Raw genomic sequence first — 22526 nt, 5'->3', positions numbered from 1 at the left:
CTCTCTATCGGCGCTCGCACGCCCTGCGAAACTTTCGGTTTGTCAGTCCAATCAGTTCCAGAGAGTGTCACCAGCGAGAGAGGTTGAAAGCGAGCCGGGGCAGTCGCGCGGCGGCTAACTGCCTCGGTTAACAGCCTCAGCAACTCCTGAACTCCGTTCGGCCTCAAAGAGCGCCGCTTCAACCGTCGCGCGTACCTCGCCGGACTGGCAAACGAGTACAAGGCGATGCCTTGCCCTCGTCCATGCCACGTAGAGGTCGGTCGGCGTGAAGAGCGCGCCGAACCCGCTGAGACCATAAACGACCACGACGTCTGCCTCGAGTCCCTTGAATGCGCGCGCTGTCGTCGCGAGAACGCCGGCGCCCCGCCTCCAGTCGACGGCGTCGTCGACAAGAGGGATACCGTCCACCTCCGCGTGGCGAGCGAGCGAGCCCTTCGCGTGGGAGGCGGCTCCGATCAGCGCGAGTTGCTGCGGCTTGATGCCTTGCAGTAGCAGTTGCCGCACCTCGGAGAGCACCAACCCCGCCTCGGCCACCGCCGTCCCTGCTCTTCGAACGGCAGGCGCCTCTCCTGACGGCGAGCCGGGCAGCAGACGAATGTCGATGCTAGCGAGCGCTGCCCCGCTTCGGGCGATGGCCTTCGTGTTCCTGCAGTTCGTTGTAAGCCGGAAGCGGACCGGGAGCGAAACCGGTGGGAGCTTCGCCACGCCACGCAGGCTCTGCTTCATATCAAGGAAGACGTAAAGCCGACCTGCCTGTCCTATGCGCGATAAAGACTCAATCGTTACCCACCAGTCGGGAGCAAAATCCTGCGCTTCGTCGACGACGATCGCATCAAAGGCCTCTGCTTGCCCCCGCGCGCGCAGGACCTCAAGCGATTGCTCCATAATGAGCGGGACGTCTTCATCCCAAAATGCCTGCTCGCCGGTGCTTGGGACGTCGAAATCCACACGCGCTCGCTGCGCCAAACGGCGAGCACATGCGTGGAACGTCGAGATTTCCAACAGCGCGCCAGCACGGTGTGCCCTCGGGTCGTGCTTGGCTTGCTCCTGAAGCCATGCGCTAAGGTGGCGGTTGTAGCAGAGGAGCAAGACACGCTCACCACGGTCAGCGCGCGTCAGCGCGAACTCGAGAGATAGGAGTGTCTTCCCAGAACCCGCCGTGCCCTCGACGAGTACGCGCTCATTCTCGAGGAGCCCCAACAGGGTCGCACGTTGGTCGAGCGTGATCTGGACGATGCGATGATACTCCGCGCTGACCTCCGCCCCTGCGCAGCGTATCAACCTCAGCTTAGGCATCAGGGCATCAAGAAGCTCTGTGAACTGGCTTGGAGTCAGGTGCGTTTCGCTCCGCGCCCATGCAGTGAACGCCTCCTCGACCCTCGCAGGGAGCATCGAAAGGCCTGGTGCATCAACGAGAATGTGAGGATCACTGTTGATTGGTAGTGTCCCCGAGAACCGAGCGTGCGGGAACACGACGACATCTCCATGAGCGAACATTCCGCGGTGGACGCGCTTACGGGTGCGCTCCTCAATCGCATCGAGGAGCGCATAGCGACTCTTCCGAGCCTGGTCGAACGGGTCACGCAACTCCTTCCCGCCGCGAGACCACGTGCGTCCTGTCAGCTCCGGCTTGCCCCCCTTTACCTCAAGGACCAAGAGACCGCGCATCGGATGGAGGATGACGAAGTCCGCCTCGCCCTCGCGGAGTGGCTCGCCCACAAGGTCACGCATGGGACGGAGCCAGGGGAACGAGTGGAGAACTACAAAGCCCGTCGGGAGACCGCGCAGCGCCTCATAGACGACTCGCTCCGAATCGTGGACGATATCCGTCGGAATTATCTCGGGGATGAAGCGCGCCATTAGGGTGCCTCGTCGGCGTGGCACACGATCGCCGCAGCGAGCGTGACCTCGGTGCGTTCGAGTCGCTCAGGGCGGTACTCCTTTCCCGTGGCGCTGCCATACGAGACTTGCAGCCGCGACGGCGCCCCCTCATCGCCCAGCAACGCCTTCACGTGCGCGACAGTCCATTCCGAACCAGTGGCCCCGAACTTTCCGCGCGGTCGAAGGACTACTATCCACGTGTCGGGACCGAGATCGCCAGGCGAAACAGGGCGGACGACGAGCCACCCGCCAGCACCAAATCCGATGTTCTTGAGACCAGGGCTGGGGACGCGCACGGCGAACGCGCCCGCAGCGAGGGCGATGTCGACTAGCACCCGGACCTTGCCGTGAGTCTTGTCATCGTCCGCTCTTCGCAAGTCCTTTATCGGGAGTTCGACGATACGCCCCGTCGATGGAGTCGGAGCCGCAGGACGAGGCGCGGATGTGCTCGGCCTCGTGAGGCCCGTAGCGCGCTGGTATGCGGAGGGCAGATCGTGCTCCACGAGGTAGTCCGGCAAGATGACGCGCGGGGCATCGCTGGGAGCTATAGTCGGGTGCGTCATCTCAGCGGCATCGCTCGCGAGGAACGCGGGATAGATACCCACCGTCATCGAGCGTGGTCCTTCGCAGCGCAGGGCACCGCTCGGGTCCGCTACTGTGGTCCACCCCTCCATTTCGAGGAAGCGGGCGAGCGGACGCAGCTTTCGGATCTGCTCGGTCACAGAGGCAAAGGGCGGGACCTCTCCCGCGCGGAAGTACCGCAGCAGTTGGTACGCGAGGCGACGGTCGAGGCGCCCGTGTAGAAAGCGATTACCGTAGTGACGCAGGCACTTCGTGCACGAGCGCTCGCAGTTTCCCGGGCACACGCGGAGAAGTTCCTCCGTCCGGTCGAGGACCTGCTGCAGTTGTTCGCCAGCATCGGCCGCATAGCCCGCGCCGCCAGCGGCGGTGTCGAAGAGGTAGAGTTCGGCTACTCCTTGGTCACCATCCACGAGCTTCGGCAACAAGCGGAACCCTGCGGAGAGCTCACCTGGGTCGATGTCGAGATGAAGGCTGGCACCGAGCGCGAGCGCCTCAGCGAGCGTCGCGAGCGCGTCGTAGAGCCAGGGCTGCTTCGGCTGAAAGTCCAATGGCTGACGGAACGCGCCGCGCAGCAGAAGCAGGTCGGTTCGGAAGTCGTGCACTAAGAACAAACCGCGCCGCACTTCACCGTTGCAAGCTCGCCCTGCACCATCACGTTCGAGGATGTGCCTCGGAACAAGGAACGGACGCGCGTGAGAACCGTCCGGCTCATCGCCGTCAATCCACGCGCCGCCACAGCTCTCACACACACTGAAGCCTGCCGCATCCTTCCCTTTATTCGCCACGACCAACAGGACGTCTTCGCCGTACGCGTGGCTGAAGTTGACCCCGGGGCCATCCCTCCAGTCGAACTCGTCGCGACTGGCGATCTCGGGGAGTTGGGCTGACGAGGCGTAGGTGACGTCCTGCTCGCGATCACCCTCGCGCAGCGCACGCCCCTCCTCTGGCGAAAAACCCGGCGGGTCCAGGTACTCGCGGACGAAGAGCGGCGTGCGACACACCGGGCATGGCGAGCCTTCGACCGTACGAGCCGACGCCCTCCCACCCTCGATCGAGATGTATGAGCACTGCGGACAGCCTACGTAGCGGTTGAGCGGCTGCGCAAACAGCGCTGCCGCCGGAGTTGCAGACGGCGGCCCGTCGACGAAGACGCCGCCGACACGATAGGTCTGCTTGTTCACGACCAAGAGGCGCCCTGGCGCGTACTCGCTCAGCGCTTGCGCCTTCGCGAGTTGTGGCCGTTCGGCGACCTTGATTCGCCACTGTAGGGTGCTCTTGTCCCATTCCTGAATTACAAAGCTGCACAGGTCTGTCGGGAACGCATAGGACGGCAGGAGCCCGCGTTCGAAGCAGAGGTCCAGGAGCCCTCCAGTATCGTCGTCGTTCGCATCCTCTTCGCTGGGTACAGCCTCACCGCTCGACGCGCCGAGGCGCCCGTCGCGTAGCTGAGTGAGCGTGTGAAGCAGCGTGTCGGCAATCTCCCGTACGAACTTCCGCTTCTCGTCGGCCCCCTCAGTCTTGAAGATCGCCGCCGGGAGCCAGCCAGCTACCTCTTCGACGATGGCGCTCTTCGGGGTGAGCACCTCCCTCTTCATCCACTGCTCGAACTCCCCGAACGAGAACTCGGCCGTTCCTTCGAAGAACTCCTTTGCATCGCCGAACGCGCTCATGATGCCGGGTCGGTGTTTAGCGATCTCCGCTTGCGCCTCAACCGAGAGCGAGTCCAGGCGCGAATGGAAGAAAGTCTGAAGCAGGTGCGAGTTGACATGCCGCCGCGCCAGGCGCGGGTTATCAGCCTTCAGGCGCGGCTCGCGCGGCGGCCCGCTGATGATTGCCTGTGGGTTGGCGAAATAATGGGCATCATGCGCCCCCCCTTGAGCGAACATGAGAACGGACGAGACCGACGTACCTCTACGACCCGCGCGACCGGCGCGCTGTTGATAATTTTCACGTTGGGGCGGAACCGTTCGAAGGCCGACGGCAGTCAGCGATCCGATATCGATGCCGACCTCCATCGTCGTCGTGCAGCTCAGAATGTCGACGGGTGGCTTGTCGGGGCCGAGCGGGACGTCTTGGAAACGGAGTTCAAACTCCTCTGTGGTCGCGTAAACATCACCAGCGTCGCGCTGGGAGAGTTGGGCGGTGTGCTCTTCAGCCGTGATGTGCACCGGCCGCGCTCCTTGGAGGACCGCGCGTAGTGGCTCACGGAAGAAACCCTTCCGCGAACGCATGTACTCGTGCTCGGGTGGGCGCTTCTCAAGGCGCTTGTCCTGGCAGTTCCCGCAGACCCCCAAGAACGGCTTCAACTGAAGGTGGCCGCAGACTGTGCACTGCAACCATTCTGCCTCGAGCGCGAGACACATCACGATGCTATCGGTCATGACGAGGCGACCGGAGTCGTCGCCAGCGGAGGCCTCCCGGGTGAAAACCTCGAAGAGTTCGTCTCGGAGTCGCTCAACATCGGCAGCACTGAGTCCGGTCCGCACACGGATAAGCTCGAAGAACTTCTTCAGCCCGTCAGCAGCACGGACAGGCTGGAAAAAGGGGAACTCGTCGAGGCGTGCGTCCTTCCCAAGGGCGGGATCAAACGCGTACATACGGAACATCTCACGGAGCCACGCGTTCGCGACCTCATCGATCATCGATGATGTGCCGACGCCGGTGAGCCGCTTCTGCAGTTTACGGAGAGTCGCCGGCGCCGCCTCAACCACCGCCGCGCAGGCTGCAACGAGCGAGTAGTAGGGGTCGCCTATTTGGCGGACCAGCGCAGTGCGGAAGCGTGTCGGCGGTGTAGGACGCCACTTATCTGCGAGGGCGGTATCAAAGTCGTCGAAGTCCTTACGGAACTGCCTGCACTCTTCGAGGAGTTTGTCCTGGTCGCGCCCGTCGAAGAAGTGGAGGTGGTGGCGCGCGCACACGGCGACGAACGCCGCATACATGGTCTCATCGAGGATCGCGGGCTGAGGCGTGGAAAGTTGCGCGAGCTCTTGGCAAGCGAGGACCAGCGCCTCGCGGAACGAGTCGCGCTCCACCTCTCGCGGTAGATCGCGCGCAAGTCGAGCAGCCTTCTGCCTACCGTCACTAAAAAGGAGCGCCTTGCGGCCTTCGTTCGGGTGTTGCTCGCTCGGCCCCTTGGTCGCAAGTTGCGAAACAAACTGTTCTCTCACGAGGTTGGCAAAAGGCTGCTCACCTTTCGTCGCGAGATCCATGATCTTCAGGGAGCCATTTGACTGCGTCGTTCGCGTGCAGGCAGGACACACGCTGAACGTCGTCGTGTTAGTGACCTTCACGGCTGCCACGTGAGCGCGGTAGCAGAGGCGCGTTCCACTAGTCGTCGCGCTCGCGGTGCCGAGAACGCGGCCAGTTTGGACGTCGAGCAGCAGAGGTTCAACAGCGCCTCTCTGCTCCGGGTGAGGCTCTTCGAGGAACAGGTGCAGTTCATGAAGGGGCCTGCCGAACTCCGTCAGCTTCCCGCCTCGTTCGTGCCAGAGGAAGTCCGCCGTCGCGCTCGTCGCGAACGCGCGTAGGTAGGCCGCGCCACAGTCGCGGTGGGTGAGCAGCTCAAATACGCGACCACCGCACTCACACTGCGTGCGTGGCTGCGTGTACAGACGACCCAGGAGCGTAGTCCCAGTTCCGTTACGACGCGCGGAGCAGTTCGGATTGATACACGAATAGAGCGGCGGCAACCCGCGAAAGAGCACATGGACGCGCGTTGGGAGGAGCGGCTGCTCGTTTCGCCCCGGCTCGGTGCGCCGCGCGAATGTGCCGAGCGCGAGGAGTCCGTCAGTTGCACGTTCTGCTTCGCCGAGCGAACTGCCAGGGAAGAGCATTTGGGCCAGCACTGCGAAGTCAGTCCCGTTTCCCGACGCGTGCTCCAAGAGCAACTCGAGCGGGCCAAAACCTGTGAGCGACCGACAAATGTACTGGCGTGTCGGCAGTGTCGCCGAGTCTCCCTTCTCCACGATCGTGGGAGGAGTCGCCCAGCCAAGGCGCGCTGCGACGCTGGCAAGTGACGCATTCGCCTCGTCGGGCGCGAACCCCGCAGCCGCTAGGGCAGCCGGGTTGACGGCCGCGAGCGCGCTCGCCTCATCGAGAGTCCCAGGCCGCGCCCCGGAGCGCTTCTCGCGCGTACCGCGAACGATCGCAAAGGTCCTCTTGCCGGTTTCGCCGGTCAGGTCACGCGCGAACTTCTTCGCGGCCTCATCCGTTGCCGCACCTTGGTCAGGGAGGCTGGCAGTCGTGAGGATGCAGCGCAAGCGATCGCGACCAACACCGAGGCGAGAGAGGAGCCGGCGAATCAGAAGTCCGACCTCCGCGCCTCCAACGCCACGGTACATGTGCGCCTCGTCGAGGATCAGGTGGAACTGGTTCCTCGGGTCGGCGGAGAGCCACGCGCGCGTCTGCTCGAACAGCGGCCGCTCGATGGGCCTGAGCAGCATGTACTCGAGCATCGAGTAGTTGGTGATGAGGAGGTCAGGAGCCTGCTCCTGCATCTCGTGCCGAGTGAGGAGTTCACGATCTCCAGGCTGTGTCAGGAAACGCGCGCCCCAGTGGTGGAGCGTATTCTCTTTCCCAGCGCGCTTTCCGCTCTTTACGATGGCCTTCTCCTCAAGAGCTCGAGCGTAGAATGCAACGACATCCTTGGCGGGCCAGCGTCCGCGTTCCTTGAGTTTGGCGACGAGGTCTCGCTCTTCTGGCTTCGTCGAAGTCTCAAGCTGTTCGTAATACCCAACGAGCCTATCGAGGTGACGTTTGTCCTTCGCGCCCTTACGCACGCCTGGGTACGGCGTTCGGCTCGTGTACATACCGAACCGCGCGCGACGGCCCCAGCGCTCCTCCATCAGGCTTGCCAATCGCTCATCGCCTAGGAGCCGACGCAGACGCGCGGTCTGATCGCTGACGAGCGCGTTCATCGGGTATAAGAGCAAGGCGCGTACCCCGTGGCGTGCGAACGACTCGCGGCGTTCTGTCCCCTCGAGCGCCAGGGCGCCGAGGATGGCGTAGAGGAACGTCTCCGTCTTACCGGAGCCAGTGCCCGTAGCGACTACGAGGTCATCGCTCTGCGCCCCCTTCGCGAAGAAGCGCTCGAGAGCATCGGCTTGATGGCGGTACGGAGGGTAGACACCAATCCCCGGCTTCCAACTGACCAACTCCTGCAAGAGCCCGGTGACTGGCTTGGGCGCGCTCAGGCCCGAGAAGCTCCCAGTTACTGCGTACGACGGCGTGACCTCGATGAACGGTCGCTGGGAGATTCCGCCTGGCTCCTCGAGGAGGATCCGCCGCTCTTCAATGAGGGCGGAGTTCCGAATGTGGTACTGCGCCTCAAGGTATCTGCGCAAGCGCAGGTGAATTCGCTGCGCGACTTCGCTGACACCAAGTTCGACTTGCTGGCTCATCGACGTTCCTCTCGGGGGGGCTGCCCGAGCGCGATCCCAAGGGAGCGCAGCATGTCGAGCGCGAGTCCTTCGTTCCGTGAAAATGTCCACCGTCGCTCGTAGGGACGGTCGTCGGGAATTGCGAGCGTTCCGAACGCGGCGAGCGCACGCTGCTCAGCGCGCGGCAGTTCGCTCGTGAACAGCCACTGCGTCTGGTCCGCTACACGAAGAGGCCGCGCACGAACGGGGCTATTGCCGGCGAGATCGAGCGCATACATTAGCCGCCGGACATCGATGTCGTGCAACTCGCACGCGCCGACGATCCGCCCCACACGCAAGTCCACGAGTCGGTATTCGCGCGCTCCATATACCCGCCGCCGACGCGCGAGTAGCGTTCCGGTCGCGTTACCCGCGTCCTCCGACCAGCGCTTGAACTGCGGGATTTCTGGCCTCGCTTTCGCCGGGAGGTAGAACTCGAATACATCCGCGCTCGTCGGCGCGTACGGCTGCCGCTCGTGTGACTCGAACACTTCGCGGGCCCAGTCTTGGAGCGGAGCCTCAGGCAGCCGCGACCACGACTTGAGATCCTCAACTGGCAGCAACGAGGCCAATTCCGAGGGAAGCTTCGCGAGGTGACGGTGAGGTCCGTGAAACTGGATCTCGTCACTGTCGAGTTGCAGCAACGCAGACGGGACTCCCCCCACCAGCAAGTAGCCCACACCTCCAGGGAGTTCGATGAACCGGGCAGTAGCAGGAACCCAGTAACCGCCGCGCAGTTCGATGAGATCACCTGCGTCCTCCAGTGTAGAGAGCGCGCCTCGGAGCTCTCCACGCAGCGTCTCTTCGCTGGCCGTCGCGCGATCTGATAGGATCTGCCATGTCGGAAGTGCGGCACTTAGCACACGGTTGACGTGCGCCTTGCTCCCCGGAGCAGCGATGCTCCAGACCGTCGCGCGCATTATCTCGAAGCGGCTGCCGGCCGCCGAACACGAGCCAAGTCCCAGCGTGCGCCTCACAGTGCTGATCGCATCCTTGGTCGCGCGAATGACCTCGACGCTCACTAGGCGAGTCTCCTTCGGAGCCCACGCAGGGCCAACGCGAGGGCCCCGTCGCCATCTCCCGCGTTGGCCAATGCCTCAGCTTGCTCTTCGAGGGTGAGCGCCGTCACGACATACGGAAGAACCAGACCACGGAGCAGCGCATCGGAGATGCGGTCCTCTTCGTCGTAGAACCGAGTGAGCGCCGCGCCGAAGCGGCTCATGGCGGGACGCAACTCGTTGCAATCAGGCCAAGCATCAAGCAAGGCTTCGATAGCTCCCTTCGGCTCATCGCCAGGTGCGAAGAGTTCGCTCGACCGAGCAACATCCCCCAAGGTGGCGACCTGCGTAGTGGGTGCGCTCGGCCCGAGCTGAATCGCGACGGCGTGGCTCCAGAGCTGTGGCGTGACGGGCACGGTCGTCGCGCCGTTCACTAACGATGCAGCCAACCGAAGGCCGGGGGCGGTAGCAAACGGGGAGAGTCCAACTTCGGCCAGTTGAAGGAGGGGTACTAAGGATGCCTCAAGCGGCGATCGATTCGCGCCCTCGAGGACGACGAGCGAGATGCCATCGATATCCTTCGCGGCTGAGGCAGCGACCATGATGCCGCCCCCAGGAGCATAGTCAAAGTCATGAGCTTGGATGGCACTGGGGGAGACATGGACGATGTGCAACCGCCCGCCGCAGGCGCCGTGCGCATAAGCAGTGAGCGCCGCGAGCGCGCTGGGCCCCAAGGTGATGGGCATGAGGCCGGCGGCAATGGCCGCATGCACCTGAAGCAGCATTGGCAATGGCTCATTTTGAAACCCGCGGGTGCGGGCCGCTCTGATGAGCGAACTACGGAGTGCCTTCACGTCCTTCGCCACTTCACCGCGAGCGCGTGCCCAGTCTAGCTGTGGCGGAGCAGCGGGTGATGACGCTGGTGCATTCGTCGCGATCTCGGCGCGCCCCCCTCCTGCCCCCAAGAACGGGCGCAGCACGCTGACCTCAGCGAGGAGTTCCAATGGGCGCTCCAACGCGGCGAGCACACGCGCGTCCACCGCAGACTCTGCAGCCTTCTCAGCCGTGGCCGCTCGGCTTTGAGCCTCAGCGAGAAGCTCCTCGGCTTTGTGCAGCTCCTGCGCTCTCGTCTCCAGCAGCAACTTCGTCTGAGCGAGCGCCCCAGTTGTTTCCTCCAGCGCGGCCCGCTCCACCGCGAGTCGCTGCTCAAGATCCGCACGGGCGCGCTGTTCAACCTCGGCCCGAACCTTCGCGCTGAGCGCGTCGAGCGACGCCTTGATAGTCGAATGCTCACGCAGCGACTCCACGAGTTCGCCAGCGCTGCGCACGACCACGTCGGTGTTCTCGAGTAACGTCAGCGCTCGTTCGAGCCGATAGCGATCCAGCAGCGCATCGGGGCCACCTTGTGATGCTAGCGCCCGCGCGGCATCTTCGACCTGCTTCTTCGTCTGGCCAGTATCGTGCCCTGCCTGCTTCGCAACCCGAACTGCGGACTCAAGAGCACGACGTAAGACGATCGCATCGTCGTCCCAATCGACGTAGCTCGAAGGCGCGGTGTCATCCACGCGCAGCAGTCGCTCCGCATGATCGACAGGAACCGCTCGAACTTGGGCGCCCTTATATGCCGAGAGACGGTGTAAGTTGGTCCCGACCAGCTTTACCGTTCCAGTCGCAACTCGGTGCAGCTCAACGGGTCCAACCAGCAGATCCGGTTTGCACCAGACCAGCGCTCGCGCGGTTCCGAATTGTCCTGGCAAGTGAATGCCCTCGATGAGCGCTGCACGGACCTCCGTTGGGGTTCCGTACCGTCGGAGGTCAAGCACTTCGTACGCTGGCTTCGGGTCGACGACTTTAAAGTCATCCTTCTGGCCAGCGTTCGACTCTGCGTGAAAAATGACGAGCGAGTTCTCAGTGGCTACTTGCGCGTTGGGCCAGAAGACTTGGCCCCGTGACGGGAACTCTTCGACGGCTTCGATCGTTCGCCACTCGCCTTTCTGGATCTCGACGAGCGGGCGCACGCCGGCGATCGGGCTGCCGCGCTTGTCGCGCTCGGTCCATTGAACGAGCCCCAGCACTTTCATGAGCGACGTCCTCCAGCTTCGATTCGTCGCCGGAGCGCCATCCGCGAGCGGACGAGCGCTGCCGGTGAAACCTGACGTGGGCCGAATGAATCGGCATGTTGTGGGAGCTTAAGGATGGCCGGCGTGAGGCCCTTCTCGGCGAGTTCACCCATGCTCACAATATGATCGCGCCATGTGAGGCGGTCGCTGGACTCCCCCCGATGGGCGGTGTCTTCGGCTACACGGAGGATGAGGAGGACAACTCGTCCGAGATTGCCAGCGTCGATCTCCAAGCGCTCATCACCTGCCAGTGCGTCCTCGACCGCGCGCGACACCCCTTTCCAATCGAGTCCACGTCGGGAACGATGCTTGCCTCGCCCCCACACCGTCACGCGCGCACGTGCGGTTTCGTCTCCCAGGTCGACACGTACCTCCGGCTGCTCACGCACAGTCAGGCGAATGTTGTGAGTGGGGTTCTTCCATGCCTCGATCTGCTGCTGACCGATCTGAATGCGAAGTCGCGCGGTCTGCCCCAGCAACTCGCGGAGCGCACTCGCCGATGGACGCTGGACGAACGCGAGGTCGATGCTAGCGCGCTGCTCGCCCTTGACGCATAGCTGAGTAAGACCAGCGTCCCGTGTACGAACACTGACTAAGGTGCGGCTGCCCTTGGTGGCTTGCACGCTGGCGCTGTGGGAGTTGGTGCCGCTCTTTAAAGCGACCATCGTGGCAGAGTTAGGCTGGGGTGCTTCCAACATCAGCACCGGCGCATCGCCAGTCCAGAAGATCGGCTCGTTTCGCTCACTGTATGTCCGGGGCGGTGTCGCAAGACCCACGCTCCACGGACAATTGGCAAACGCATGCCCAAGCCGGGCAAGCCACGCGAGAACGGGCGCGACGGGCTCGCTTGGGAGTCGCACCTCCCAGAGGATCCACTGCAAGCCACCGCTAGAAGCCAGCACATTGCTCTCCGACACGATCGACCGCGGCGGAGTACTGCGTGCGTCGGCGAGAAGGAGGAGCGTCTCACTATAGTGCACTCCAGAGTTAGCGAGGAGCCTCGTCCACTCTCCGCGCCGGAGGCGGAACAACGCGCCCTTGGATTCGAGCCCTCGGGACTCAAGGGACCACCGCTCCTTGTCTACTGAGGCCGGCCACAACCCAGCCGGTTGCGTTCGAAACGCCTGAAGGCTCGGCACCATGTCAACGCGCGCTGCTCCTACGCCAGGGCGCAGATCCAGCGCACTGACTCTAAGCAGTTGGTCGCGCCCCGCATAGACGTCCACGAACGCAGACCGCAGTTCTCCGAGCGACGCTTCCCCCAACTCATCGTTTGGAATCTCCGGCAGGCGGAGCCCCAAGCCCCAGCGTCCATCGAGTTGGGTGAGCAGTAGGCCTAATTCCGACGGGTCACCCTCGACTTCCGAGAAAGACCGCGCGACGCTATCATCGCCGCCTCCAATGCTGGGGAAGTACTCGTCGCATGCAGGCGCGCCTTCGCCAGCGCGGTGGGCAAAGTGCGCTCGTCGGTTGCCGCCGTTACGAAGAGAGACGCGACCACCGCAGCCGAGGCAAGGACACTCGTAGAGCCGCCCCGGCTTGGCATTTTCAGCCGCGATGGTTTTTCCACTGCGTAGGTCCCTTGCGTAGTCCACGCTTCCCCAGTCGCGTCAGACATCCTCGAACTACCCATCATCGTCAGCGCCAATAGTTCCTGTTCGGCGCCAAGCCAGAAAGCCCTGCCGGCATCGTATTCCAAGGTGCCACAGCAGTGAAAGCAGGACGAGGTACGTTCGGGGGCTACCGGCTCGCAGGTAGCCCCGGTCCTGCGGGACACCGGCGTCGGACAGCGCTTGGGCAAGTAGCGCATGGGGCCGGGGTGAGGTGCATGCAGTCAGCCGCCGCTGCGCGGCGGTTGGCAATACTCATGAAGAGGTACATCGCCTGCTGGACGAGGCGCGGGTTGTAGGACTGCAGCGCACCGTCGAATTCGGTCAGATTGATGCCTCGCGCAAGTTCGCGGACGAAGTCGCGGCGAGCATCATAAGTTCCGGTCCCTTTGTACCCGATCGTCGCAAGGAAGAGGTCGACGTTGCTGTCGACGACGACGTAGTAGGTCCAATCGATGCCTTGTGACCACGGCGCGAGACCTCGCGAGAGGTCTGGGTTCGTGACCATGGAGAGGAACATGCTCGCGATCTTCTGGCTTACTCGCCAGGCGCGAGAGAGCTCGCGTTCGAGCGCTTGAGCGCGCGCCAGCGGGTCTCGCTCTCTCTGCATCACGAGTCGGTGCAAACCGGGGAGGTCCTCCGCGCCGGACTCTCTGACCATCAAGGCGATCGACGTCGGCACCTTCCCGAAATGGCCGTAGCGCTTGAGGAGGACAGTGTGCCGCTTGAGGTGACAGCTGACGCTCGGGTTTGCGCTGCAACATCCCTCGCGCGTCAGTGGATCCTTGTCGAGATCACACGCCTCCGCTAGGGCCTGCGTCGTGCGCATGTTCGCGCAGTCGCTATCGTCGACTAGCGCAAGGAGCTTTGCTGCGTCGGAGATCTCGGCCGCATCCGACGAGCCCATCCCCTGCAAAATACGGAGGATCTGCACGTCCTGGCGGCGCTGAAACATCGCGGTCGCGACGAGGAGTCGAAAGAGCGCTCGACCATCCCCCGCGCGCAACGCGCGACGATCAATGGCGAACGAGCCGACGCGCGAGGTCTCGCAGAACATCTCGACCACGCCTGGGTCGGAAGGCTGGCGGAAGTGCTGGTCGAAGTACCACCGCACCACCGCCTTCGTCGCAGCGACTTGAGTTGCGCGAGGCCGTGCGGGCTTCTTGGGACTCATGAGCGGTCACCGAACATTGGCTGCTGGGTCAATGTGCGTTGGTGCGGCACGCGCGCGCCGTGGGTGACCGGATGCACCCGCGTGTGCCGCGCGACCTCCTCAAGCGCCTGGTCGGAGGTAATCCGGTGCCTGAGCCACCGCTCCCGCCACCACGCGCCAATCGCAGCAGTAGAGGCGGCCGCGTCTGCGGGGATGATGTAGTCCGGCTGCCTAGCGAGGCCAATGAGGTAGTCAGCGAGGTTCCTGACCAAGCTCACCGCGTAGACAATGCGCGGGCGGTGGTGATGCAGGAGCCTGCCCGCGGGCAGGCTCAGCAACTCGAGTGCCTGCCTCACCTTGCGTAGTTTGGGGCTGGCGCCCTCCCCGAAGATGCTGTTCACCCGCTGCGCGTCGGACTGCTGCACGAGATCTACGAGCGCGTCGACGGTCTCCTCTGAGTAGTGTGACGTGCCGAATGCTGCGGAGCGCCCCAACTCCTCATAGCGGATGACGTCTTTGTCGGCGCCGCCGAGGCGGTGGGCGGGGATCTTGATGCGGTTGTACTGACTCGACCCGACACCATAGAGCGACGTCGTACCGAGGAGTACAAGCTTCGATGCGCGGACAATGGGCCGCCCCGCGACGGAGGACGCGATCTCGCTCTCCGCGCCCGCGTAGCGACGACGGTACTGGTGCACGACCTCCGGGCTCGCCGCCAACATCGCAGTGAGCTTGCCGCCGAGCAGCGCGTTGTAGGGCTGCACGGCACCGCACACGGAGATGTCCGCGACCGCGATGCCGACGCGATCGGCCTTCGCCTTCTTGAGCACCCTGCGGATCGCGTCGCTGCCGTAGCCCGTCGCGGCCAGCGCAGCGAGTTTCTCCGCCGTCGGCTTCCCTTGGAACGCCTCGTTCAGGACCGCTCGCACGCGCAGGAACGTCGCGAGCGCGAGCGCGCGCTTGCTGCGGAACAGGTGCGTTCGAGCCTGCGCGACCCAGTACTCGTCCCCCGAGAGGTCGGCGCGGCGTCGATTGAGGTCCCGTGTGCGCGCGTAGCGGTGGTGCAGCCGACGCTGCTCCGGTCCCTCTTTGAGGAGCCGGTCGAGCGCGGCGTCGGACGGGGCGGTGAGGTCACGCGTCGAGAGGACTTTGTCCTCGAGTAGATCCGCGACGTAGATCTCGTCGATGGCCGCGTCGAGGGTGTCCACAAGCCATTTCGCGAGGTCTCGCGTCGGCTCTCGGCGTACGCGCTCAAGGAAGGTGTCTGGGTGCCACCCGATCCACGAGTCCCGCTCGCGGATCTGCATGATTGGGCTGCTCAGCGCACCGATCCCCATCACCGGATGGTTAGCGGCTGCGCGGTCGCGGACGAGGAACAACATCGTCCGTCCGGGCACGCTCGTATGTTGGTTCGTCCACGTGTGGCGGAAATAACGCCAGACGTCCATGAGGCGCAGCCCGGTGTGCGCGCACGTGGCGGCCTCCTCGGTGACGAACTGAAGGTATGGCTCGACCAGGTTGGAGAGCGCGTCGGCCCACCCGTTGTTGAGGTGCGTGCGCGCCTCCCGAAGTCCCTCCGCGAGTTCGCGTCCGTCCCGCATGAGCGAGTAGATCGAAACGTACGCCCCGTTGTGGAGCCGTTGTCGCTCCATCGAGTCCAAGAAGCGCTGGACCGACGATTGTCGGAGCTGAGCGTTGCGCTTGACCAACTCCTGTCGACGGATGCGCGCCTTCTCGGCGGACCTATCGGCGACAGGCTCCGGCGGCCTAATCTCAACGCGTTCGCCGCGCACTCGAATGAGCCACCCTTGCGTCGCGAGGTCGCACACCACGAGCCCGGCCGCGAGCAGCGCCTGCCGGTCAGCGCGGCGCGACGCCTTGACCTCCGCGACGAACTCGGCACGGACCTTATCGAGGACCTCGTCGGCGCGCTCATCCCTGCGCACCTTCGCGAGCGCGAGCGCGTGCTCCACGAATACATCTCGCGACGCCTTGCTCGGGAGCGCCGGCTCAAGCGTAGTCCAGGGCGTGTCGGGCGCGTTGGTCATTTGTCGTTCAGGAACGCGGCCAGGGTGTTACTCCAATCGAGCCGATGTTTCGCGAGCGCGGGGACCTTTCCGCGGGTGGCCGCCTCACTTCGCGCCGCCGCGAGGAGGAGCAGCTCAAGCTTCGCGCGGAGCTGTGGATCTCGCGGAGCCTCCCCCTCGGACAGGGGTTTGTAGATCTCTCGATAAAAGGGGTGGTCAGGGTTGAGTACGAGGACGAGCCGGTCCCCGTCATGCGCGAGGGTGAAGAACGACGTGTCCTTCACGGCGTGCTCGATAATGCTGTACCGGTCCTTCTCATCGGCGCGCTCGCGCAGTTCCGGGTGGCTCGCCGCCAACTCTCGCATCAAGGCCTTGGCCGTAGGATCGGCGCTGCGAGGCAGCGGACGGAGGAGGTGGTCACGCTCGTTGGCGATGCGCTCCGCCTCGGAGAATCGATCGCTCGCCTTCACTGCCATGTGCGCCTTGCGCGCGCGGCCGCTGAGCGCGCGCGCGGTCGCCTCCAAGTCCGGCGTGAGCGCCTCCATGAGGTGCGCCTGCGGCCGAGCCTGCTGCTTGGTGTGGGTGATGCCGAACGCCTCATCGAGGATGGGATCGAACTGGATCTCACAGCGCCACCAGTCGTCGTAGTTCTCGCGATGCTTGCTCCCCATGAAGAACCAGCCGTAGTCCACCTCGCGACCGCCGCGCACGATGGAGACGCCAGCGCCCTTAGACAGTCCGATGCGACGCTTCTCCTCGTTGGAGAGTTTGTGCCACGCGTGGACGGGCAGTTCCGTGAACCGGACCCGCACCCACCCCGTCTTCCGTGAGTCGACCGGGTCGGCGCGGACCTCGAAGCGCATCTCCTCGCCGAAGAGCTGCGCGCCCGAAATCTCGGCCTCCGGGTTGAGGTAGAGCGGGTCGAAAGCCTCCAGCGTGTCCCCGTTGACCGTGATGTGGAGGCCCTTCCAGATGAAGTGCCGAAACCGCCGCCCGAGTTCCACCTCGAGCTTTCGCACGATCGTTGAAACGCGCCGGTTGTCGAGCCTGTCACACTGCGACCAGCAAACGAGGGTGCCGGAGTTCCCGGTGCACGAGGACGACGGCGCCTTCACGATTTCGGGAGCAGGGACCTCCACCATCTCGCCGCGCACGATCTCGTCGACGTCCAAGTAGGACGAGTGCACGCACGGTGACACAAGGCGTCCTCGCGGTGCTCTGCTTTTGCCGTTCGTCGCGCCGGGCTGCCACGTGTAGATGGTGACCCGACGCGCTTGGCTCAGCGACGCGTTCGGGAGCCCCATGCCGTACCGGCCGAGCCCTCGACGATCACCGAAGCGGGTGCTGCCGCCGAAGCGGAGCGCTTGGCGCAACGTTGTTGGGTCCATCCCGCAGCCGTTGTCGAGCACGGAGATCTCGATCGCCTTCTCCTCGTCGTCGCTGGCCTTGGCCTCGACGGAGAGCGCGATGCGCGTCGCGCCCGCCTGGATCGAGTTGTCGACGAGTTCCGAGATGGCGCTGGCGGTGCCCTTGTAGCCCGAGTCCCGCGTCGCTTGGATGAACTTATCCAGCGCGATGATCGAGCAGTCCTCGCGTCTCGTTTCGTGTGCTGCCCTCGTCATAGCGCCACTCGCTGCCCAGAGACCTTCAGTGGCATCATGCGACCCCCTTCGGCGCCGCAGTTGAGGCGCCGCCTTGTCGACGAAGCGGGGGCGAGTCTGCGGGCTCGAGACGGTTCGAGTACTCGCGAATGGTGTCCACCTCCGCGCGCGTGAAGACGATCGCCTTGTTCCGGTAGCGCAGTCCCTGCGGAATGACCCGGGCCCTTCGCCACCGCCACAACGTCTGCCGAACGACGCCGACATCCCTCTGGATGTCGGTCGCGGTGAAGTACTCGACGCCTTCGATCTCGATCGGCATCACGCTGCTCGGATGTACAGGTTGCACATCGTAACCATGCGTCTCGCTCGTCTCTATTGGGTGCAGACTATCGCTCATCGTCGCGGAACATCAAGTATGGTCACGCAGTGTCATGCCACAAATCCCGTGGATTTTCAGGCGACTAGCGGACGCAACCCCACGCCCGGCGCTGGTCGGCCCACGTCCCGACGCCGGCCGACGCCTGGAGGGGGCGCTCAGCCAGGGGCCCGGCGCCGGCGACGGCCTTAAGCGCCAAGACTCCGTCTTAGAAATCCGGCGCCAGTATCAACGGGTCGAAGAGTTGCGTGCCCTTGGTGCGCGTGGGACCGCGCTTCCACGCTGTGACGGTGCGGTCGGCGACAAGGCGCGCCGGCCATGCCGCGTCCCTAGTGCCGACGACAGCGCCAAAGTTCAGAAACTCGGCCTCTCAGCCACCGGAATCCTCGTTCAAGCACCACCGCGCCACACACGCCAGTCAACACGGCCTGGCACGCAGGCGGGCAGCGTCGCTCCCAGCAGGAGCGATGCCGCTCCACCTTCCAGATGGATTAGATGAGCGAGTAGTCCAGCACCGACTGGCGTGACTGCGTGTCCCGGCGAGCAAGGAAGGAAGGAGCCGCCAGAGACGCCTGCCGACGCGCGCCCTGGCTCCTCCAACTTCTGCCTCGGCCCCACCCCACATGCCTCGCCCAGCCGCCGCCGCAGTCAGGGCCGGTACCGCTCCGCCTCATAGATGAACTGGGTGAGCGAGTATTCCAGCAGCGACTGGCGGGACTGCATGTACCGGCGGGCGCGGAGGAAGGGCAGCCAGACGCGCTTACCGACGCGCACCTGGGACTCCTCCATCTTTGCCCGCAGAACCCACGTCCCGCCCAAGCGCCGCACCAAAATGCCTCCCAGGTAGGCCCCCAGGGCCGGAGCAGTGTGACTGTCGATGAGTTCGCGCGTGTACCGCTCCGGGAAGTTCTCCCTCCAGAAGTAGAAGTCCAAGTCCGTGAGAGACTCGGCCGTCTCGTCCATAATGGAAGGCACCTTGGTGTGCAGCGCTGCCACGAGGCCTTCGGACAAGTCTCCGTAGGAAGTGAGGACGCGCTCCCGATTTTCCACGTCCGAGGGAAGGGCGGCCGGGAGCCACTCCTCCGGCTCGGGTGGCCGGAAAGCGTTGAGTTCGGCAATCTTCTGCTGCCGCTCGCTGATGGCGAACTCGTCCGGCATCCGCGAGAGGAAGGGCGCCACGTCAGGGTGGAAGCGCGGCTCTACAGGGGCGAGCGCGGTGCTGCGCTCCCTCAGCGTGCGAAGCACCGTATCGAAGTCGAGGTCCGGCCGCAGGTGGACATGCGCACGGGCCTGGGCCGCGCGAGCCTCGTCACTCGCAAAGTCCGCAGCAGTTGGACGCAGCACCAGCAGGACGGAGCCGTTGGGAAGTTCCTCCACGAGGTGCGCAGGCGTCGAGAGCATCCGCTCGCGGCCTACGGACTCCACGAGCTTGGGGCCGAAGACGTTGAGCCAATATAGGTCATAGACCTTATCGAACCCATCTCTATGGGCGGTCTCATCATCTCGGCCAAAGCTGGGAGCACCAGACAACTGATCATCGGCCATACTGTGAGCCGATGCGTAGGCAGTCGGGTAGCGCAATGCCCACGCACGAACCATTTCTACGAATCGACCACACACCGCCTCCGCCGCAAAAAGCGAGAGGGAGTTAATGTAGACCGATACACCAAGCCCAGAAGGCAGCGGAGGAAACCGAATCCTAAGCGTCATATCTAGCGCAGGGACTTGCGTCCGATAAAAACCAACGGTCGCAGTCCTCTCACTGCGCTTTTCCTCAAAAGCCTTCCAGACAGCCCCCCTGGAATACTTTCTTTCATACTTCCCCGCAACAACATCTGGCATCCACTCGCCCGCCCCCTCCTCCAAGCTGTCGAATATGAGCCCCAGCTCATCTTCAATTGGAGCCACACCATCAAAGGTCGCCTCAAATGAAAGCATGAGGCAGTCTGCCGCCCTCGACTCCCACAGATTGAGATGCCTCATTGAAACATCACCTCGACTCCCTGAACCGCATCACGCGTGCCATTCAACGCCTGCCCCAAGACTCTACTGTCTCTGGGTTTGAATTCTCCACCTTCATAGACCAGGCGAATCCTCTGAACTCTTGCCTCCATCTGCATGCCAGGCCGCCGGATGCTCAGCGTCTCACCGTAATACCTCAGAGCGTTGCTTGCGTCTGTGGTCATCTGCCCTTCGAGCACACCCGCTTCCATTCGTGAGAGGTCCCGACTCTTGAAGCTGAACGTCTCCACGCGGGGCGTCGCGCCAGCAGCGGGCCCCTCTTCGATGACGAGCACATCCGCGAAGCGAAGGTCCGCCTTCGCCACGCCCACATGCGTCTCGATGCGCGGCTGGTCGAAGTCCCTGAGCCAGCGCCGCTTCGCCCGCGGCAAGGCCGCATCCGCTTCGAGGATGCCGACCATCTCCTTCTCGAATGCCAAGCCTCGAGCGTACCGGTCACGAAGGAGTTGGTAGCCGGCCCACTTCAGGGGCCCCTTCTCCGCAGTCCCCAACTTGATTTCGGCGGCCCTTGACTCCAGGTACGACACATAGTCGGACCAGAACGGATCCGCCTTGACCTCGGAAGGAGCTGCCTTCAGCAGTGCCCGGCGGTGCCTCGCCAACTCCACCACGTTCATCGACAGGCGCTCCCCTGGGAACTCCGCCTCCAACTGCTTGAACTTCGCCTCCGCCACCTCAGCGGGGATTCCGACCGCCTCGGGGTGCACCGGGGGCCGCGTACCGCTCCTTCTCCCGGAGGCACCGCTGGTTGACGTGGCACTCGGGGGCTCGCGGTACCGCACCGCCAATGTGGCCTGTGCTTGAGCGACGTTGCCTCGCGCCTCGTGAAGAGCCAGCGCGCCGGCTTCGCCCCACTCCGCCACCAGACGGGCCGACTCCCCGCTCTGTTGGAGGTAGCGGGCCAGTTCTCCCACGCCGCTCTCCCCAATCTGCGCCTCCAACCTCTCCAGCACCGCCTTCAGCGACTCCACCCGAGACACGACGGCCTGGAGCCGTGCCCCCTCCTGCCTGGAGAGGCCGGCTTCACGGAATGCACGCGCCCCCTTTCCTCCCGCGTACAGGCCCACCATGAGGGCCGCGGGCGCCAACTGCCGCGTGGCCTCCTCGTACTCCCCCTTGGCGAGGGAAGCCCCGCCCTGCGCCGTCCCCGCCACCAGGTGGTAGAAACCCAGCGGCACGCCGAAGGTGAGGTAGTCGAAGGACGCCAGGGCCACATTGCCCGGTGCGAAGGCCCCGAGGAACTGGGCGTTCTCCACCTCCCGGTACGCTTCCTGATAGGGCGGTGGAAGCTGCGCGGGCAGCGCGGACGCATCGATGCTCCGGCTTCCTCCAACGAGAGGAATGGAGGCCGCGACGTCATCCGCGGCCCGTCCCAGCCCGCGTGCGATGTCACCAGCGCGGAAGTCCCGCTCCGGGAAGTCGGTGAGGGCCATGCCCCGCTGCTTCAGTTCCTGGCGCACCACCTCCATGGCCCCCAGCGCACGCCTCAGCAGTTTGTCCTCGGCCAACAGGCGCAGCAACTGCCGCACCTCGTCGTCATGGGTGGTGTGCAGGACGAAGAGGGCGAAGACTTCCGCCTTGGCCAGGCCGTGCTTCTCGACGGCGGTGGCAAGGAAGGCCGCGCGCTTCCTGAGAAGGACGCGGGCAGCCTCGGCCTCCAGGGGTCCCAGGGAGCCCAGCCGGACGGCGCTCCAATTCGAGAGGGCCTCCACCAGCCGGGGCATGTCCGCCCGACGCTGCAAGGCCAAAAAGGCCGCTGGTGTGGTGCATTCCAGGAAGGGAGCCAGTACCTCGTCCTCCGAGTCCAGGCGCGGCCAGCCCGAGGGAACTTCCCCGCACACGCCTGCCAGGGCGCCCACCACACGCAGGGGTGTCGTCTCACCTCCACCGGGATTCGGGGGAGACGGCGTGGCCCGGCGGCGGTGCAGAAGCGGTCCGGCTGCGGACTGCTCGTCGTCGAAGTCCTCGTGGGCGTCGTCCTCGGGGAGACTCGCGACGGCACTCCGCCCCAAGGCCGCCATGGGCGTCGAGCCCGAGACAGCAGCCAGGGTGCCCCCAGGGCCCGCCCGTGAGGGTAACGAGGCACACCCCGACGCCAAGAGCGCGAGGGCCAGCACCAGGCCCGCTCCGGCGCGAGGCAGTCGCTCAGCGCGCATTGTCCACCCCCAACCCCACGGCCGCGAAGGCCCCCGGCCGCAGCGTCCCCTCCGGCATGGGAAACAACAGCGTGCCGCCCTGCCCCAGCGCGTAGAGGTTGCCTCCCAGGAAACGCCATCGGGCCTCCCCCGAGACGAGGTAGCGCGCTCCCGGCTGGCTCATGGCCGTCGCCAGCCCACCGACACCCAGGCTCAAGTCCCGGTGGAAGAGCTGCGCCTCCACCCGCCCGTCCACGTCCACCCGGCCCCAGGAGAAGGCCTCCACGCCAAGGGAGAGGAAGAGGTGTCGCTGGCGCATGCCACTCAGCCGCACTGCGTCCCAGTTGAGAATCACCTCCCCATAGGCGGAAGTCCCCTCCGGGAAGGACGCCTCCGCCAGCGGCACGGAGGCCGGGCCCGCCACCTGGAAGCGCGCCAACTCGTAGTCCGGGCCGACGGCGCCTTGCCGGAAGCCTCCGCGCTGGTCGCAGGGGCTCTTCTCTCGCAACAGGCGCCCCCGCCACTTGGGACCCGGCCCTCCTCCGGTCCCGGCCAAGAAGTAGCGACATATACAAAGAAACCTCAAGCTGCCCGAGCCGCAGCT

The 22526-nt window shown here is 64.7% G+C and carries 11 protein-coding genes and 1 pseudogene; all 12 read right to left on the bottom strand.

The window, feature by feature from the left end; all coding sequences use genetic code 11:
* Nucleotides 1-114: 114 nt before the first annotated feature.
* Nucleotides 115-1860 carry a nuclease-related domain-containing DEAD/DEAH box helicase gene (locus D7X32_RS24890; RefSeq protein WP_120605066.1) on the bottom strand — a complete coding sequence of 582 codons (1746 nt, stop codon included), beginning with the start codon at nucleotides 1858-1860 and terminating at the stop codon, nucleotides 115-117.
* Entirely contained in the window at nucleotides 1860-7862 is a 6003-nt protein-coding gene (locus D7X32_RS24885; protein ID WP_120605065.1) for a DEAD/DEAH box helicase, read from the bottom strand. Before D7X32_RS24885 ends, D7X32_RS24890 begins: the two co-directional genes overlap by 1 nt.
* Complete coding sequence (gene druD, locus D7X32_RS24880) at nucleotides 7859-8902, bottom strand: Druantia-type antiviral defence protein DruD (protein ID WP_120605064.1); 1044 nt, start codon at nucleotides 8900-8902, stop codon at nucleotides 7859-7861. The genes D7X32_RS24885 and druD overlap by 4 nt, the downstream gene beginning before the upstream one ends.
* A complete protein-coding gene (locus D7X32_RS45070; RefSeq protein WP_147450251.1) occupies nucleotides 8902-10959 on the bottom strand; it encodes a coiled-coil domain-containing protein in 2058 nt (685 codons plus the stop codon). Before D7X32_RS45070 ends, druD begins: the two co-directional genes overlap by 1 nt.
* The gene (locus D7X32_RS45065) at nucleotides 10956-11915 is read right to left on the bottom strand and encodes a hypothetical protein (RefSeq protein ID WP_147450250.1); all 960 of its coding nucleotides are present in this window, start codon (nucleotides 11913-11915) and stop codon (nucleotides 10956-10958) included. Before D7X32_RS45065 ends, D7X32_RS45070 begins: the two co-directional genes overlap by 4 nt.
* A gap of 823 nt (nucleotides 11916-12738) precedes the next feature.
* On the bottom strand, nucleotides 12739-13782 hold the full coding sequence (locus D7X32_RS24860; RefSeq protein WP_147450249.1) for a hypothetical protein: 1044 nt from the start codon (nucleotides 13780-13782) through the stop codon (nucleotides 12739-12741).
* Nucleotides 13779-15809, bottom strand: a complete 2031-nt coding sequence (locus D7X32_RS24855; RefSeq protein WP_120605059.1) for a Druantia anti-phage system protein DruA — start codon at nucleotides 15807-15809, stop codon at nucleotides 13779-13781. Before D7X32_RS24855 ends, D7X32_RS24860 begins: the two co-directional genes overlap by 4 nt.
* Nucleotides 15806-17410, bottom strand: a complete 1605-nt coding sequence (locus tag D7X32_RS24850) for an ATP-binding protein (protein WP_158625755.1) — start codon at nucleotides 17408-17410, stop codon at nucleotides 15806-15808. Before D7X32_RS24850 ends, D7X32_RS24855 begins: the two co-directional genes overlap by 4 nt.
* Nucleotides 17411-17444: 34 nt before the next feature.
* Nucleotides 17445-17708, bottom strand: a complete 264-nt coding sequence (locus D7X32_RS45550; protein ID WP_158625754.1) for a hypothetical protein — start codon at nucleotides 17706-17708, stop codon at nucleotides 17445-17447.
* Between the two features lie 705 nt (nucleotides 17709-18413).
* Nucleotides 18414-19748: a hypothetical protein gene (locus D7X32_RS24845; protein WP_120605057.1), complete on the bottom strand. Its 1335-nt coding sequence runs from the start codon at nucleotides 19746-19748 to the stop codon at nucleotides 18414-18416.
* Entirely contained in the window at nucleotides 19745-21943 is a 2199-nt protein-coding gene (locus D7X32_RS24840; RefSeq protein WP_120605056.1) for a hypothetical protein, read from the bottom strand. The genes D7X32_RS24845 and D7X32_RS24840 overlap by 4 nt, the downstream gene beginning before the upstream one ends.
* A pseudogene (locus D7X32_RS24835) lies at nucleotides 21933-22526 on the bottom strand (hypothetical protein); the annotation flags it as partial. The pseudogene D7X32_RS24835 and the gene D7X32_RS24840, both read right to left, overlap by 11 nt.

It is taken from the genome of Corallococcus carmarthensis (assembly GCF_003611695.1).
GTDB lineage: Bacteria > Myxococcota > Myxococcia > Myxococcales > Myxococcaceae > Corallococcus > Corallococcus carmarthensis.
Note: the sequence above shows the minus strand (reverse complement) of the source record. Positions and strands in the feature narration are given on the sequence as shown.

What these genes read in the sequence shown, in the direction of transcription:
- D7X32_RS24890 (WP_120605066.1), bottom strand. Translation starts at nt 1,860, where the DNA reads ATGGCGCGCTTCATCCCCGAGATAATTCCGACGGATATCGTCCACGAT.
- D7X32_RS24885 (WP_120605065.1), bottom strand. Translation starts at nt 7,862, where the DNA reads ATGAGCCAGCAAGTCGAACTTGGTGTCAGCGAAGTCGCGCAGCGAATT.
- D7X32_RS45070 (WP_147450251.1), bottom strand. Translation starts at nt 10,959, where the DNA reads ATGAAAGTGCTGGGGCTCGTTCAATGGACCGAGCGCGACAAGCGCGGC.
- D7X32_RS24860 (WP_147450249.1), bottom strand. Translation starts at nt 13,782, where the DNA reads ATGAGTCCCAAGAAGCCCGCACGGCCTCGCGCAACTCAAGTCGCTGCG.
- D7X32_RS24855 (WP_120605059.1), bottom strand. Translation starts at nt 15,809, where the DNA reads ATGACCAACGCGCCCGACACGCCCTGGACTACGCTTGAGCCGGCGCTC.
- D7X32_RS24850 (WP_158625755.1), bottom strand. Translation starts at nt 17,410, where the DNA reads ATGACGAGGGCAGCACACGAAACGAGACGCGAGGACTGCTCGATCATC.
- D7X32_RS45550 (WP_158625754.1), bottom strand. Translation starts at nt 17,708, where the DNA reads ATGCCGATCGAGATCGAAGGCGTCGAGTACTTCACCGCGACCGACATC.
- D7X32_RS24845 (WP_120605057.1), bottom strand. Translation starts at nt 19,748, where the DNA reads ATGAGGCATCTCAATCTGTGGGAGTCGAGGGCGGCAGACTGCCTCATG.
- D7X32_RS24840 (WP_120605056.1), bottom strand. Translation starts at nt 21,943, where the DNA reads ATGCGCGCTGAGCGACTGCCTCGCGCCGGAGCGGGCCTGGTGCTGGCC.